The organism is Ignavibacteria bacterium, assembly GCA_016873845.1.
Lineage (GTDB): Bacteria > Bacteroidota > Ignavibacteria > Ch128b > Ch128b > JAHJVF01.
Map to the genome: position 1 here is coordinate 19342 of VGVX01000009.1, position 16267 is coordinate 35608.

Annotated in this window: 17 protein-coding genes and 3 tRNA genes; 1 reads left to right on the forward strand and 19 read right to left on the reverse strand. The window is 35.9% G+C overall.

Annotation, left to right across the window (positions count from 1 at the left end):
* Positions 1 to 4: 4 nt before the first annotated feature.
* The 11 genes from FJ213_03640 to FJ213_03690 all read right to left on the reverse strand — a co-directional run bounded on the left by FJ213_03640 (position 5) and on the right by FJ213_03690 (position 8043).
* A complete protein-coding gene (locus FJ213_03640) occupies positions 5 to 946 on the reverse strand; it encodes an LD-carboxypeptidase (GenBank protein MBM4175255.1) in 942 nt (313 codons plus the stop codon).
* A 25-nt stretch (positions 947 to 971) separates the two neighbouring features.
* The gene (locus FJ213_03645; protein MBM4175256.1) at positions 972 to 1787 is read right to left on the reverse strand and encodes a hypothetical protein; all 816 of its coding nucleotides are present in this window, start codon (positions 1785 to 1787) and stop codon (positions 972 to 974) included.
* A complete protein-coding gene (locus tag FJ213_03650) occupies positions 1777 to 2466 on the reverse strand; it encodes a tetratricopeptide repeat protein (GenBank protein MBM4175257.1) in 690 nt (229 codons plus the stop codon). Before FJ213_03650 ends, FJ213_03645 begins: the two co-directional genes overlap by 11 nt.
* Positions 2423 to 4567, reverse strand: a complete 2145-nt coding sequence (locus tag FJ213_03655) for a hypothetical protein (GenBank protein MBM4175258.1) — start codon at positions 4565 to 4567, stop codon at positions 2423 to 2425. The genes FJ213_03650 and FJ213_03655 overlap by 44 nt, the downstream gene beginning before the upstream one ends.
* Complete coding sequence (locus FJ213_03660) at positions 4564 to 5916, reverse strand: diaminopimelate decarboxylase (GenBank protein MBM4175259.1); 1353 nt, start codon at positions 5914 to 5916, stop codon at positions 4564 to 4566. The genes FJ213_03655 and FJ213_03660 overlap by 4 nt, the downstream gene beginning before the upstream one ends.
* 5 nt (positions 5917 to 5921) lie before the next feature.
* Positions 5922 to 6956 carry an ATP-grasp domain-containing protein gene (locus FJ213_03665; GenBank protein MBM4175260.1) on the reverse strand — a complete coding sequence of 345 codons (1035 nt, stop codon included), beginning with the start codon at positions 6954 to 6956 and terminating at the stop codon, positions 5922 to 5924.
* Complete coding sequence (locus FJ213_03670; protein ID MBM4175261.1) at positions 6953 to 7198, reverse strand: PqqD family protein; 246 nt, start codon at positions 7196 to 7198, stop codon at positions 6953 to 6955. Before FJ213_03670 ends, FJ213_03665 begins: the two co-directional genes overlap by 4 nt.
* A 60-nt stretch (positions 7199 to 7258) precedes the next feature.
* Positions 7259 to 7330, reverse strand: a tRNA-Glu gene (locus FJ213_03675).
* 13 nt (positions 7331 to 7343) lie between these two features.
* Positions 7344 to 7418: transfer RNA gene (locus tag FJ213_03680), tRNA-His, on the reverse strand.
* 72 nt (positions 7419 to 7490) lie between these two features.
* Positions 7491 to 7566: transfer RNA gene (locus tag FJ213_03685), tRNA-Arg, on the reverse strand.
* A 102-nt stretch (positions 7567 to 7668) separates the two neighbouring features.
* Positions 7669 to 8043 (reverse strand): response regulator, encoded by a 375-nt coding sequence (locus FJ213_03690; protein MBM4175262.1) that lies wholly within the window; start codon positions 8041 to 8043, stop codon positions 7669 to 7671.
* 193 nt (positions 8044 to 8236) lie between these two features.
* Between FJ213_03690 and FJ213_03695 the strand changes: the two genes are divergently transcribed.
* On the forward strand, positions 8237 to 10207 hold the full coding sequence (locus FJ213_03695; GenBank protein ID MBM4175263.1) for a T9SS type A sorting domain-containing protein: 1971 nt from the start codon (positions 8237 to 8239) through the stop codon (positions 10205 to 10207).
* 76 nt (positions 10208 to 10283) lie between these two features.
* Here FJ213_03695 and FJ213_03700 read toward each other — a convergent pair whose 3' ends face one another.
* The 8 genes from FJ213_03700 to sucB form a co-directional block, all read right to left on the reverse strand.
* The gene (locus FJ213_03700) at positions 10284 to 10823 is read right to left on the reverse strand and encodes a 2-oxoacid:ferredoxin oxidoreductase subunit gamma (protein MBM4175264.1); all 540 of its coding nucleotides are present in this window, start codon (positions 10821 to 10823) and stop codon (positions 10284 to 10286) included.
* Positions 10824 to 10829: 6 nt separating this feature from the next.
* Complete coding sequence (locus FJ213_03705) at positions 10830 to 11636, reverse strand: 2-oxoglutarate oxidoreductase (protein MBM4175265.1); 807 nt, start codon at positions 11634 to 11636, stop codon at positions 10830 to 10832.
* A complete protein-coding gene (gene vorB, locus FJ213_03710; GenBank protein ID MBM4175266.1) occupies positions 11633 to 12712 on the reverse strand; it encodes a 3-methyl-2-oxobutanoate dehydrogenase subunit VorB in 1080 nt (359 codons plus the stop codon). The genes FJ213_03705 and vorB overlap by 4 nt, the downstream gene beginning before the upstream one ends.
* A 1-nt stretch (position 12713) precedes the next feature.
* A complete protein-coding gene (locus tag FJ213_03715; GenBank protein MBM4175267.1) occupies positions 12714 to 12998 on the reverse strand; it encodes a ferredoxin family protein in 285 nt (94 codons plus the stop codon).
* A gap of 32 nt (positions 12999 to 13030) precedes the next feature.
* Positions 13031 to 13960 carry a lipoyl synthase gene (lipA, locus tag FJ213_03720; GenBank protein MBM4175268.1) on the reverse strand — a complete coding sequence of 310 codons (930 nt, stop codon included), beginning with the start codon at positions 13958 to 13960 and terminating at the stop codon, positions 13031 to 13033.
* Positions 13961 to 13966: 6 nt separating this feature from the next.
* Positions 13967 to 14320: a hypothetical protein gene (locus tag FJ213_03725; protein MBM4175269.1), complete on the reverse strand. Its 354-nt coding sequence runs from the start codon at positions 14318 to 14320 to the stop codon at positions 13967 to 13969.
* Positions 14317 to 14601 (reverse strand): hypothetical protein, encoded by a 285-nt coding sequence (locus FJ213_03730; GenBank protein ID MBM4175270.1) that lies wholly within the window; start codon positions 14599 to 14601, stop codon positions 14317 to 14319. The genes FJ213_03725 and FJ213_03730 overlap by 4 nt, the downstream gene beginning before the upstream one ends.
* 88 nt (positions 14602 to 14689) lie before the next feature.
* Positions 14690 to 16267 carry a 2-oxoglutarate dehydrogenase, E2 component, dihydrolipoamide succinyltransferase gene (sucB, locus tag FJ213_03735; GenBank protein MBM4175271.1) on the reverse strand — a complete coding sequence of 526 codons (1578 nt, stop codon included), beginning with the start codon at positions 16265 to 16267 and terminating at the stop codon, positions 14690 to 14692.

The window sequence follows — 16267 nt, forward strand, 5'->3', positions numbered from 1 at the left end:
TGGATTATCTCACGCATCCTTCTAAAATCTCAAACTCTCCTTTTGTTGCATTGATGCGCGCTCTTACTCCTAGGGGGATTGTATTTTTCGATTTGACATGTCCATAAATCACATTGTAAATAATCGGTTTCTTCACCGACGAAAAATATTCGTATACAACGTCATTAATCGACAAAGATTTTTTTGATGGGTCTGTTTCTTCGCAATCGGTGAAATTGCACAATATCATTCCGGACATTTTGTCAAATATCTTTGCTAGCTTCATTTGGCTAAAGTATCTATCTACCCTGTAAGGTTTTTCATCAACATCTTCCAGAAAAAGAATTGATTTATCAAACTTAGGTAAATATGGCGTGCCCAATAGACTCCCAATTAAAGAAAGATTGCCACCAATCAATCTTCCATTGGCAATTCCTTTTGTAAGAGTCGAAATTTTTTCTTCATTCGGATTTTTTACTTTACCGATTTTTTTGTTAGAGGTAACCATTCTCCAAAAGTTATCTTCAGTAAAAGGATCTATCTCATTAGCAAAATCGACAGCAGCCATTGGTCCCGAAAAAGTTATTAGCCCAGTTTTTACATAAATCGCCAGCTGCAGAGCTGTAATGTCACTGTATCCGACAAATATCTTAGGATTCCGTCTAATTAAATTAAAATTTATTTTATCAAGCAGGCGAATTGTACCATATCCACCGCGAATTGAAATTATCGCCTTTACATTTTTATCACTGAACATATCATGAATATCTGATAATCTTTCTTCGTCCAGACCGCCAAGATATCCATATTGCTTACCGACATTTTTCCCGAGCTTCACCCTATAGCCGAGCCCTTCTAAATATTTTATTGAATCTTGAATTTTTGTGAGAAGGTCGGGAGTGGAAGCAGGGGTTATTAGTCCAATTACTTCGCCTTTATTCAGTTTTGCTGGTTTGATCGCTTGCATAAATCTCTCCAAATATTTTTAGATTTTATAAATCTATATTTAATTTTAATCCCCCAATTAGATAATCAATCTTGTATGATTCGAACTGAGTGTGTTGAAATGCACTTACAATAGTCAATTTTGAAAATAAATTATACTCCAACTGAATTCCGACTAAAATTTTTTGAGTATAAATTTGATTAAATAAAATTAATAAATCGGGATCCACAAATAGAGTTCTCTTCCCATACATTAAATTACTTTTGATCAACAAATCAGAAGAGGGCTGATAATTAAACTTTGCTGCAACTGAAAATAAAGATCGATTATCATTTGAAAAAGATGCTGTGGTTCTTAATCCCATAAAAATTTTATAATGCGGAATAAATTCAAATCGAAGATTTGCTTGATGCGAATTTACATTCGGCTGCCCCTGTTGTGTGAAATATGTGTAACCAATTCCATAGTAGTAAGGATAATCTCCTTTTACAATATCAAGATTCACTGCGGATGAGTTATCCGTGTAACTGTAATTTGTTACACCCTCGGTGTAGTCACCATTTATTTTAAAATAATTTAACTTCAGATAATAACTCGATATGTTATACACAATTCCAGCGATTATATTTTTTTGGTGATACTTCCAATCTTTGCTGGTGATGTTCAAGTTATCACATGCTAATATTATATGATCGATATTATTCCACGTTCCGCTGACATAACTAGCAAATGAATTAGAATGATCCTCGTTCGTATAATTGCCCCTTGTATAATAAACAGATGGTTTAAGAGTAAATGTTGATTGTGCGAAAACTTCTACAATGAGAATAATAAATAGAAACAGAAATATTTTAATCGACAAGCTTTAATCCTTCTGTTGCCGATTCATCGTTTTTACTAACCATCAAAACATATATGAATTTTTCTCTTGCTTCAGCTTTTCGATTTAAATAAAATAAATTCCAACCGTAGGAAAGATTCGCTTCATAATCACTTGGGAACAATCGATTCACTTTTGATAAATACTGATCTGCATTTTTGTATTCTTTTCTATTCATCATTATCTGCCCGAGGCGCAGGTTTGCGGTATAATTGTTTGGATCATGAGCAAGAATCTTTTCATAACTTTTGGCTACGTCATTCCATTTTTCTTTTGCAGCAAGGGGCAATACAAGACCGAGATATGCTTCAACCGATTGGTGATTCCTTAATTCAACAGCTTTGGAGTAAAATTTGATTGACTCGTCATACTTTTTGGTAATGTAATATAAGTAACCCAATCTCAGATTCACCAGGTAATCATTTGAATGATTCAAATAAATGTTATTCAGTTCTTTGATTGCTTCGGTATAATTTCCTCTTTCAGCTTGAGTAATTGAATTATTAAAAGCATTGATCCGACTGTCTAACTCGCCGGAATATACCGCCGAAGCAACTGCAATCACTGAAACCAAAATTGCCAGAATACCAACTAGATAAATTTTTTTCTTTTTCATGTTATTTTCCGTCCAAAAGTTCTGCATAAAATTGTTCATGATCATTTTCTGTTAACAAGACGCTGTGAAGTCTACCGCTTCTCGCAACATTAAGTTCATAAAATTTTGTTGAAGTTAAAAAATTAAAAATTCCCTTTCCATAAAGAGAGATTTTATTCGATATTTTGTGTGAGATTTCCTCATTATCAGATGTCTCGACCATGCTAAATTCGCCTTTTGCCCTGAAAGGATTAAATAATAAAATGAGAAAGTCACTTAAAATCCTTAGCGGATAGCTGGCTGTTAAAAATAATGGGAATGAGTCTTCCCAGCGTAAATTTTCCTGCGAAGAAAAGGGAACTTGCGTCGAAGCAAGATAAAAATGATACAGCACAGTATTTTTCTTGCCCACATAGCTTGTGAAATAAAACACTTCTCCGTCATTGTAAAATGTCGCAGTGGCAGTTCCTGAAGTTTCTATATACAGAGTATTGGTAAAATCGAGTTTAACTTCCCACTCCTCGTAATGTTCTTTACCGGCTTTATTGAACTTGAATTTTAGTTTATCACCGAGCTTCAGATTGAATGCATCTTTCAAAGTTTTGTTTATGTCAAGATTCTGAATTAAATCACCTTGATTTGGAAATTCAGCACTCTTCAATATGAATCCATTTTCTTTGCGAAGCAGATAATGACCAAAAGGAAATTTAAATGTGTTCGCTCCAATTTTTTCACTCATTTGAAATTGGAAATGAATGTGCGGCTCAGGAGAACGCCCACTATTCCCGCACGCACCAATTACATCCCCACTTTCTATTTCATCTCCCACATTGACTTTGATTGACTTTCTCTTCAAGTGAGATATCGCACTAAATAAATTCATGCCATGATCAAGAACAACTGTATTTCCCCAATTCTTTTCTAAATTGAACTCACCTATATCATTGTCATCAATATCTTCAATTGTTTTAACAACTTTTCCCTTGAGCGGAGCTAAAACCGGTGAGCCATAACTGAAGTACTGCTTAAGTGAACGCCCATCTCCCCGAAACATTTTCATTTTTTCATCAACAACAACGAAATCAAATGCATATCTCCAATTTTCTTTATGTGTATGCTCTCCATCTATTGCTTGTGTCACCATCCATTCACCATGAAATGGAAGATCGACATTCACAAACTTGTATCTCTCGAATCTTGAGGCACGATTCTGATGATAATAATAATTTTCCTCCGGCGAGCCGGGCTTAAAATAAAGTAAAATTAAATCACCAAACTTTTCGCGGAATTTTAAACCATATACTAAAAGCAAAACAACCAAGTTAAAAGGAAGAACCAGAATCGGAACTTGAAGCGATGAAAATAAATTCGAAACGATCACTGTAAAAATAATTATGAATATTGTTCCGACTAACACACTTAATATTGATTTATTCGATGGGATAATTAAAGACCCACCGAGTGCAATCGCGGTGATAATTGAATTAAATAATATTGGACTAGTTAAATCATACACAAAATGCTGCGGCAGCATAGAGATGAAGAATAATCCAATAGAAAAACCGAGAATCGCGAGTGCTGCCATAATCCTTGAAAAGACCAACATTGCCACAAATATTATTATTCCAGAAAGTAAATCTGTTTGAAGCAGCAGCAATCCCAACGATTTAAAAAATAATTGAAAACTATCAGGTAAAAATGAGTAAAGTTCGGAATTGAAAGAGAAATCTATTCTTCCATTCAGCATTCCTAAATTTTGATTAAAAATGAGGAAAAGAATAATTGAAAGAACAAATGGCAAGCTAAGTCCAGGCAAATTGAATCCGACGGCAAAATAATTTTCAATAGCTGTTGTCACAAAGAAAGTCACAACTAAAAAAATTACGAGCAGGATAAAGAAAGTGATCCCTATCTCATAAAAAAAAGTTAAAGCCGCACTAAAGAGTAGACCGTTAAAGCCAAAAAATCCGAGATTAATTTTCGATTTATCATATTGGAGTATGTAAGCGAATAAATTTGTGAATAGAACCGAGGCAACTATGATTAATCCGCTGATTGGCTTTACAAAAGTTGCCAATAAGATTAGAATCCCGAACCACTTTCTATTCGAAAAGAAAATTTGAGCATAACTATACAATGTTGAATCGATTACGAATTTTAAATTCATTTAATCTTCAAACTTTCAGGAACTCTTTCTAATTGAGTAATGTATTCAAGAGACTCGCCCTCTCGAATAATTTCAACATTTCCGGATTCCATTATCATAACTACTTTTGGTCTTAGACTAATGAATTGCATCCATTGAGTCATATTGTAAGCACCAACATTCTGAATAACCAAAGCATCACCAACAGGAATTGGCGGCAGTTGAATACCATCACGTATCACATCGATATTCATACAAAGATTTCCGAAAACCACGGAATCTTCAGTATGCTCGCCATAAAACTTAGTCGGTAAAATGCGATGCTTGTACCAAAAACTTGTAAATAAAATATTAACACCTGCATCGAGAATAACTGCACGTCTTCCATTACTTAATCTTTTGTGAGCGATCACTTTTGTAATTAAATAGCCAGATTCATCAACTAACGCTCTCCCGGTTTCCAAAATTAACATTGGAAGTTCAGAAGGTTTGAGATTGTGTTCAAAGATTCCGCTTGTGATAGCATCGGCATAATCTTCAAAGTTTGGTACAATCCCAGAAGCATCTAAATACTGTGCATGCAGTGTGTTCTTGGATGCAAATCCTCCCCCTAAATCGATGTATTCCAATGAATGATTAAGCTCATTTAGAATTTTCTTGTAAAGGAGAGTCATTTTTGAGGCAGCTATTCGATAAGCAGAAGTCGATAACATATATGTTCCGATGTGACAATGCAGTCCCACCAAATTTAAGTTTTTAGCGAGCATAATTCTTTTTATTGCATCTAGCGCTTCCCCGTTTTCATAACTGAAACCAAATCTATCCCACTTTGGATAGATTCCGACATCCATATTTACTCGGATTGCGACTCTCGCAATTTTAGAGATTTTTTCAGAAACCTCAATAAGTGTGTAAAGTTCATCAAAATGATCAATATGGATGCTCGCACCATCTTGAATAGCTTTATTCAGTGCTTCTTTTGACTTATCAGGTCCATTGAAAATTATTTTATTACCTGGTATACCGAGACGTTTTGCTTTATCATACTCAAATTCAGAAACAACTTCTGCCCAGGAACCCTCTTGATGAAAAATTGAGCAAACCGCATCTAAATAATTTGTCTTATAAGACCAAGCGAATTGCACTTTTGGATATCTTGTTTTAAAAATTCTCAATGCATCTTTTTGTTGTTCTCTTAATTTTTTTTCTGAGATAACAAATACCGGCGATCCAAACCTCGCAACAAATTCTTCAACAGCAATATCATCTATTTTTTCTATAAGAATTGCAATCGGTGCTTTACCGAATTTATTCATCATCCCAAGCTGCTGCCTGGTAATAATCGGGCGAACATATTTTTTCTTTTTAATTTCCATTATAATTCTCCAAATACAGAAATTTTTTCAAATGTCTTCATATCTGAAATTAGATCGTATGAGCACCGAATGAACATCTTGCCAATTTCATAATTAACGAATGGTTCGACATTTTTTCCAAGTGCAAGTTGAACAAGTGCATATGGTAAATTTTGTCCTGACTGTTCAGTTAGATAAACCCAAGCTGGCAACCGAGAATTGATTTCCAGTAAATAGTACTGATTATCTTCTGTACGTTTGAGTATCTCAATCTCTAATCCACTCCGCCAATTGATTTTTTGAATAATATCATGAGCCATTCTGATTAATTTATCGTCACCAATTGTAACTCCAGCCCACCCTTTACCTTTGTCCGTAATATATAATTTTCTCATTGCGACTGCACCTACTGTATTACCATTTCCATCACCAACTGCGGCAACATTGTACTCATCTCCAGTCAAATACTCTTGAAGAATGATCGGTAGTCCCCACTTATTTAACAATCGATAATAACTCGATTCAACCTGCTCAAACGAATGACAGATGAAAGCTTCATAAAAAACTCCTTTTACAACAACAGGATACTTTAATTCTTCTGCTGCTTTCTTCAATTCGACTAACGAAGTGACTAATTCTTGCTTTGGTACATTTAACCCATAAGACTTTCCGAATTCATACAGCCTTTCTTTTGAACGAACTTCTAAATTATCTAACGTGGGAAGAAATGTTTTTATGCCTAATGATTTTAATTTGTCGCTGATTCGAATAAAACCATAGAGTTCTGAATCGAGTGTCGGGATAATCACATCGATTTTTTCTTTTTCGTGTATATAAATAAGTCGATCCCGAAGACTGTCAGTTCCTGTTGAGGGATATGGGATCAGGTAAGATTTTAGCTTTATTCCCTCCATATATATCCCAGGTTCGAGATTATCGTAGTGTAATCCTATTATTTCACCCTCAAAATCCGGATGATTTTTTATAGATCGGATTACCGGTACACCAGGACCAGGATTATCAGTATTGTTCAAACCTGTTACAGCAATTTTCATTCTGCTTCGATCAGATTAAAGTTTTTTATCCGAGAAATGAAATCTATTAGATCTTTTTCAGCAATATTTTTTTCAACATCAAATTCTTCTATGACCGAATTCAATATCTCAGCTTCATTATTTCCGGATTGGATCAAATGCAGGATGAAATTTCCTGTATCGTTGAGGAGGAAAGTATCACCAGTGGAAGAGTGAAATGCAAAGCCGCTTTCACTAAGTGCAAGATTTTTTTGGAGTTTCATACTATCTCACGTTTGTATTGAAAAACACTTAAAACCCCTCAAATAAAATGCTCTCTAAAGTGACCCTAACGGGATTCGAACCCATATTACCGCCGTGAAAGGGCGGTGTCCTAACCATTAGACGATAGGGCCATAATTTCAATGTTGGGTGAGCGATGGGACTTGAACCCACGACCACCAGAGCCACAATCTGGCGCTCTGCCAACTGAGCTACGCTCACCATAAGACAAATCAAAAATCAAAAAGTAAAATGCAAATTTTTTCTTACAATAATTGATATTCGAATCATAGTTCGTACGCCCGATTGGACTCGAACCAATAACCCCCAGCTTAGAAGGCTGATGCTCTATCCATTGAGCTACGGGCGCAGGTTGTACATAATTAAAATGAACAAGTGAAATCCAAATCTGAATTTTGGACAGCAAATTTAATGAATAGGTTTAATTTTTCCAAATTTAAGAGAGAAAAAATCAACTGAGCTTGAGATGTTTTTTTACTTTCTCAATTAGATCATTCTTATTCATTGGTTTACTGATATAATCATCACAGCCCGCCTTTAATAGTCTCTCTTTGTCACCAACCATTGCATATGCTGTTAATGCGATAACAGGCAGTTTAGAATATCTCTCATCAGACCTTAAAACCTTTAAAACCTCCACGCCATTTTTCTCGCCAGGGAGATTGATATCAAGCAGAATAAGATCAACATGATTCTTCGGTAGAAAATCAAAAGTTTCATCAAAATCTTCTGTGAAATAGACATCACCAATATTTCGAAGCAGCGTCTTGACTAATAGAGCAGAATCAATATGATCTTCTACGTATAATATTTTTGGTCTTTCCATAGCGTTATTTTATTAATAATACGATTTATTGCAAACAAAATAAAGATTGCATTGATACCACTTTCCGAGTTAAATTGCATACAAAACTACTTGGATTGCTAAACCTTTCTTAAATAAGAGTAGGACTGCTTAATCTCAACTGAACAATCTAGTATTAAACTAGAATCATTTAATAATTTTCTTTGGAGTGGAAATGAGAAGATTAACAAACTTTTTAATAATATTTATAACCGCGTATTGCTTAACCTCTGCACAAAGTGTTGTTGTAAATAAATATTTTAATAGTGGTGCTTCTAATGGAGTTGGCGATATTGTTGAATTATTAGTAGTACAAAACAACCTTGATATGAGAGGAATGATAATTAAGGATTTTTCCTCCAACATGGCAAATGATGGCGGTGGAAAATTCGAGTTTAGAAATGTTACGCTATGGCAAAATCTCCAATCTGGAACACTTTTAGTTCTAAGGAATGACACTTCTGCAGTAGATATTAATTCATCAGATTTTACTTTAGATGTCGGATTAAAAAACACCTCTTTTTTTATCTCACGTGGTGGAACATTTGATATAGCGATAACTGATATGGTAATGATTAAATCAGCAAGCTCAGATACTACTGGTACTGGCGTAGTTGGTAGTATCCATGTACTTGCAGGGGGTACTGCTGGTACGCAATTCACTGCTGCTTCCGAACCAAAGCTAAGAGCAACAGGCACTTCACCGACAGGAAAATATATCTTTGCAAAAAACTCAACTTCTTCTCTTATCGATTTTAACGGAACTGACGCCGACTCAACTTCTTCAGCTAAAATCTGGGGACAAGGGAATAATACAACCAATTCAACTTACATTTCGACACTTCGAGGCACTCCTCCAAATACGAAGGTACAATTTACTTCTTCCGGTCAGACATATGGAGAAAATGCTGGAGCTGTTTTAATTAATGTCTCAATTACTAATCCGAGTCCAACAAATGCAACGACTGTGGATGCAGTAATTACTGGTGGTACTGCGACATTTTTCACAGATTATTTAAGTCCATCCACTACAATTCCGCTTACTTTTCCTGCAGGTAGTTCTAATAGTGCTTCAATTTCAATTTATATCAATGATGATTCCGAAATTGAGAGCGATGAAACGATTATCTTTACTCTGCAAAATATTAGCGGCGGCACGAATGCAGAAATCGGTTCCCCATCAACATTTACTTTGACAATCGAAGATAACGATACACCAGTACCATTTCTTACAATCGCTGAAGCGAGGGAAGATTTAAATATTGATTTGATTCCGGATAAAATAGGACAAACTGTTAAACTTCGGGGAGTAGTAATAGGACCAAATTACCAAACGACAAACTTTTCATATTATATTCAGCAAGGAAATGCTGGAATAAATATTTTCCGAGCTGGTACAACCCTTCCATCTCTGATGCTTGGAGATAGTGTTGAAATTACAGGAGTTATTGGACAATTCAGAGGTTTGACACAAATTTCACACTCAAGTGATGGAGATCTCATAAAATTAGGAACTGGAACAATACCAAGTCCAGTCACAATGACTTTTGATGAATATAAAGGAAATCCCGAAGCTTATGAATCTGTTTTGATTAAATTTAATAATGTAAATAAATCGAGTGGAACATGGCCTGCTGCAGGTAATAGTGCAACGATTGTCATTTCTCAAGGTACCGAAGTTTTGGATTTAAGAATCGACAGCGATACTGACATTGATGATAATCCAGAACCGGTCTGGCCTCGTAACATAACCGGAATTGGATCACAATTCAGCAGCTCAACATCGACTTTTAATGATGGTTATCAGCTTCTTCCGAGATATTACACGGACTTTGAACCAGCAACATCTGTAAAAGACCAACCTGATTTGATTCCAGATAAAATGAAGCTTTATCAGAATTACCCAAATCCATTTAATCCACAAACAAGTATTGAGTACTCAGTACCGAGTCGTGAGCATGTTACATTAAAGATCTATGATGTTCTTGGAAGAGAAGTTGCAGTCTTGATTAATGAAATCAAGGAAATCGGAAATCATAAAGCAATATTTTCCATTCAGCATTCCGAACTCACAGCGGGTGTTTATCTCTATCAATTGAACGTAGGTTCAAACATTGCAACCAAAAAGATGGTCTTAATGAAATAACTGTTGAAACCAGTTTAAATAACAAAAGGGCTGTCGAAAATATCAATCGACAGCCCTTTTTCATTTTAAAAACAAATCAACTCTTAATGAAACTCATTCCTACCTCAAGTGCTTTCTGATTTAATGGAACGAGTTTGTGGTACCTTTCTGGTAAAACTTCTTTTAAACCAAGGATTGTTGAGTCCAAGCTAACAGTGCCTCTGGCTTTTAAAAAAGCACCGAGCATTATCATGTTCAGGACTTTCATATTATCCATCTTTACTGCTTCTTCACTTCCTGGAATTGCATGAATCGCAATGTCAGCTCTTGTTGGTAGATTAATCACATTAGTACTGTCATAGATCAAAGCACCGCCTGGTTTGATAGCGTTTTCAAATTTATCAACAGATGGCTGATTGAGAGCTACAACAGTATCAAATCTGGAAATTATCGGTGAGCTTATAGATTTATCAGAGACTATCGTTATACAATTGGCAGTACCGCCTCTCATTTCTGGTCCATAAGAAGGCATAAAGCAGACTTCTTTATTCTCTTTCATCCCAGCGTAACATAGCACCATTCCCATAGAAAGTACACCTTGTCCGCCAAATCCTGAAAAAATTGCTTCTTCTTTCATCATATGTTACTCCTTCGGCACCTTAATATCCCCAAGAGGATAAAATGGAATTAATTTTTCTACGACAAATTTATTTGATTCAACTGGAGTAGATTTCCAATTAGATGGGCAATTAGAAACGATCTCAACAAAACAAGTTCCCTTTCCCAATTTTTGATATTCGAAACTTTTTTGGATTGCTTTTTTAGCTTTTCGAACATTAGCAGGTGTATTCACAGCTTGACGCGTGACGTAATGTGCACCTGGCAAAATCGAAATCATATCAGCTATTTTCAGTGGATGTCCCATAGTCTTAATATCACGTCCGTATGGTGAAGTGGTGGATGTCATTCCCTCTAAAGTCGTTGGAGCCATCTGCCCGCTTGTCATACCATAAACTGCATTGTTAATAAAAACGATTAGAATATTTTCACCTCGATTAATGGAATGAATAGTTTCCGCAGTTCCGATGGCAGCAAGATCGCCATCACCTTGATAAGTAAAAACAAACTTATCAGGCAAAACTCTTTTAATACCAGTTGCTACAGCAGTTGCTCTCCCGTGAGCGGCTTCCTGCATATCGATATTCATATAATGATATGCGAATACAGAACATCCCACGGGCGCCACACCGATTGTATCTTCCTGCAAATCCATTTCGTCAACTACTTCCATAATAATTCGATGAGCTACTCCATGTCCACAGCCAGGGCAGTAATGCATTACTGTGTCAGTTAACGTCTCTGGTTTCTCATATACCAAATTTTCAATACGACAAACGTCTTCAGAAATTAAAATCTGATCACCAACCAAAACATCGCTTTTATCTGTCATTTGCTTTCCCCTTTCAAAAAAATTTTTTCGAAATGCTCAAAAATTTCTTCAGGAGTTGGTATCACACCTCCCATTCTTCCGTAAAATTCAACTCTCGTTTTACCTTCAATAGAAAGTCGAACATCTTCGATCATCTGCCCAGCATTCATTTCAACATCGAGAATCCCCTTTACTCTCGATCCCACTTGTTTAATTATTTCAGATGGAAAAGGGAAAAGTGTGATTGGTCTGATCAATCCTGCTTTAACATTCTGTTCACGAAGTAATTCAACAACCTTTTGACTGATTCTTGCTGCTAATCCGTAAGCTACGATTAAATACTCGGCATCATCGGTCATAAAAGTTTGATAACGAACTTCATTCTTCTTAAGGACTTTATATTTTTCCTGCAGCCGAAGATTAATTGCTTCCATTTCATGCGGATCAATATGCAAAGAGGTGATGATATTTCTCTCGCGGCTTTTTGGCTTGCCAACTGTTGCCCAAGGTTTGTCAACTTGTAGATTTGTGATTTGCTCTGGAAATTCAACTTTCTCCATCATCTGCCCAACTGCTCCGTCAGATAAAATCATTACAGGATTTCGATACTTATCAGCCAAATCAAAACCAAGCCGAACATGATCAGCCATTTCTTGAACGCTTGATGGTGCTAAGACAATTAAATGATAATCGCCATGTCCTCCCCCCTTTGTAGATTGGAAATAATCACCTTGAGCAGGTTGGATTGTACCCAAACCAGGACCGCCGCGATTGATATTTGCAAGCAGACATGGAAGCTCAGCACTTGCAATATAAGATAAACCTTCCTGCATTAAACTTATGCCTGGACTTGATGATGTGGTCATAGCTCTTTTTCCAGCACCTGCTGCACCGTAGATCATATTTATCGCCGCAACTTCACTTTCGGCTTGAAGGATTTTCATGGCGGCGTTTTTCCTATTTGGAAGTTCTCGTGCTAAATATTCCAATACTTCTGATTGCGGTGTAATTGGATAACCAAAATATGCATCGCAACCGGAGCGAATTGCTGCTTCAGCCAATGCTTCATTTCCCTTCATCAACTTAACATCGCCCATTTCAGCTCACCTCCATTGTCATATCTTTTTTTACATTAGTAACCGTTGCTACATGCTCTTTTTTACCATCAACCTTTCGATATACTTTTAATATTCCTTCCGGACAAACTAAGGCACAATTTACACATCCAGTGCAAGTATCTTTTATCTTTACTACATAATGATAACCTTTTTTGTTGATTTTTTCTGAAAGCACTAGTGAATCCTGGGTACAAGCTACAATGCATAATTCACAACCCTTGCATTTCTCAATATCAACAAAGATATCCCCTTTTGCTTTAGCCATCTTAAACCTTTCTATGAAAATGAATTGGCAGATTACAAATTGTAATCAATCTGAACGTAGTTATTTTCTCGTGTGTGCTTATCTGCATGATAAGAGGATCTGACAAGTGGTGCAGATTCAACAATTTTTAGTCCAATTTTTAATCCTACTTGTTTAAAATTACGAAAATCTTCGAGTGAAACAAAACGTTGGACTGGAAGGTGAGCTTTGGTTGGTTGTAAATACTGCCCTATCGTTACTATTTCGCATCCATAATTAAATAAATCTATTAGAACTTGATTAACTTCTTCATTTGTTTCCCCAATGCCAACCATTAGCCCAGATTTTGTTCTTAGGTTTCTATGCTTGAACCACTGAAGAAGCTCTAAGCTGCGTGAATATTTTGCCTGTGGTCGTACTACATCATATAGTTTCGGGACAGTTTCCACATTGTGGCTCAATATATCGGGAGGATTCTGCATAATGATTTCGAATGATTTCTCATCACCTTTGAAATCTGGAATTAAAATTTCAACTGTACAATTTGGATTTAATTCTCTTATTCTATTAACAGTAGCCGAGTAGATAGATGCGCCACCATCTTCCAATTCATCTCTATCGACCGAGGTAATAACACAATGACTTAGATTGAGTTTATTGACTGCCTCAGCAACACGGCGTGGTTCATCAGTATCAAGCAAAGAAGGCATACCCGTCTTGACAGAACAAAATCCGCAGCTACGTGTGCAAATCTCCCCTAGTATCATAAATGTAGCTGTACGGTTATTCCAGCACTCTGCAATATTTGGACAGCGTGCCTCTTCACAGACTGTATTGAGATTATTGTTTTTAACTAAATTGAGAACATCGATATAGTTTTCACCGGAAGGCATTTTCACTCTGAGCCAGTCCGGTCTTTTACCTAGATTTCGCTCGGACGTCTCAATTAGTTCTTTATATTTTTTTTGATGAGTGTTTATCAATTATTCTTAAACACCTATTCTGAGTGCATTTGTAATTTCAATCAATACATCTTCTAAATATACAGTTCGGGAAGACTCAATCTTATTATCTTTACCCACATGTTTGTGATGCGGAAGGGTTGATATATCTTTCCAATGATCTGCATTATCCCAACGAATGGTCAAATTGCCTTTTTTATCAATCCAATGATATGAATATTTTCGACTGCCATCTTCGAATTTATAATCCTTAATATAAAGTAAGGAACCATCATTAAACTTAATTTCAGCTGAGAATCTATAAGAATTGTGTTCTTCCTCGAATTTTTTTATAGAGACTTCGGAAATATAATCTTTAAACTTCTCGAAAATCTCGATCATGACTGAATAAGAGCGATTTGTTCTCTGTACTTGGTTAATTGCTCAAATGCAAATCGCCAATCAAGTAAATCGTCTTCTTCATTGATATCTTCTTCATTTACTCTGCTATTAATATTTTTTTCAAAAGTGATAAAATCGCATTTATACTTTGTCTCGAAAAAATTGCACTCTGCATCATATTTTGCAACTTTTCCAGAAATTATTAACCAAGCATGTTTTTTAGCTGCGTCTTCAATTCCACTAAATCCTAGTTCAGAAAGTATTTCTTTGACATCTTGCATTTTGCACCTATTTTTTTATAAAATAATTATAATTTTTCAACCAAAAAACTTTGTCATTGAAACAGTTATGTAAGTTAATAGAGAATAATTATCCATCAAAATTTTGAAGAAACTCTTTTAATCGCATCATGAATTTGCCTGCTAAAGCACCATCAACTAGGCGATGATCATGGCAAAGTGAAATATACATCATTGGCCTGATTGCGATGGTGTCTTGCCCATCAACCTCAATTACAACAGGCTTTTTAGTAACCGCACCTATACCAAGTATTGCGACTTCTGGCTGATTGATGATCGGATTACCAAACAAAGTTCCAAATACACCATAATTTGTAATTGTAAAAGTCGAATCTTTAACTTCATCCGGACTCAGCCTTTTATTTCTGGCTCTTGTTCCCAGATCATATACAGATTTAGCAAGACCGACAATATTTTTTTCATCAGCACCCTTAATTACTGGAACAATTAATCCCATTGGATCAAGTGCGACTGCCATTCCGATATTGATGAAATTCTTTAGAACAACATTTTTCCCATCAATTGATGAATTTACATAAGGAAAATCTTTCAACGCTTTAACTGTTGCATCAATTATAAATGGAAGGTAAGTTAATTTAACTCCTTCTCTTTCGAGAAAAAAGTCTTTATTCTTTTGGATGTAGTTATGGATTTTCGACATATCAACTTCTTGAATTCCTGCAACATGCACAGAAGTATCACGGCTTTTTACCATGTTTTCCATTATTAATTGCCGCATGTTGTCAAGCGGTTCAATCCTGGTTGCTTCTCCGGGCTGAAATTGAACTGTCTCAACTGCTGGTTTTGAGAAAGGTCTAGTTGCTGTCCCAGCAAATTTTCTTTCGGTCGAGATATAATTTAATATGTCTTTTTTCGTAACGCGCCCGCCAATTCCCGAACCATCAATCATTTCAAGTTCATCAAATGATATATTTTCCATACGAGCAATATTTAGAACGAGAGGAGAATAAAATCTGTTTTTTCCTGAGGCATTTTCCTTCGGTTCAGTTTTGGGTGGTACTGATTCAACCAACTGGTCAGATTTACTTGAGGTTCTTTCAGTTTTTTTCTCTTCCTCTTTCTTAGAAATTTTTAGTACGAATCCTGATGGAGATATTTTTGCGACCACAACTCCCACATCCACAGTTTCCTGTTCGCTAACAATTATTTCTGACAAAACTCCTTCAACTGGAGAAGGCACTTCAGTATCAACTTTATCCGTGCTGATCTCAAATAAAGTCTCATCTTTTTTAATTTTATCTCCGATAGATTTATGCCATTTTAAAATTGTTCCTTGAGTAACGCTTTCGCCCATCTTTGGCATGATTATATCAATCAGGTCTCCCGTTGGTTTCGACTCCGAAACTTGTTCAACTGTTTCTTCGGCTATAGGTTCGGTGGAAGGTGCAGATCCATTTCCCGAATCAATAACAGCCACAACCGAGCCGACAGGCACAGTTTCCTGCTCAAATACTTTTATATCAGTTAATATTCCTGCCGTTGGAGACGGGATTTCTGTATCTACTTTATCAGTACTGATCTCAAATAAAATCTCATCTTTGTTAACTTTATCTCCTTTTTGTTTGTGCCATTTAATGATCGTTCCTTCATTCACGCTTTCACCCATTTTTGGCATAACAACATCAAT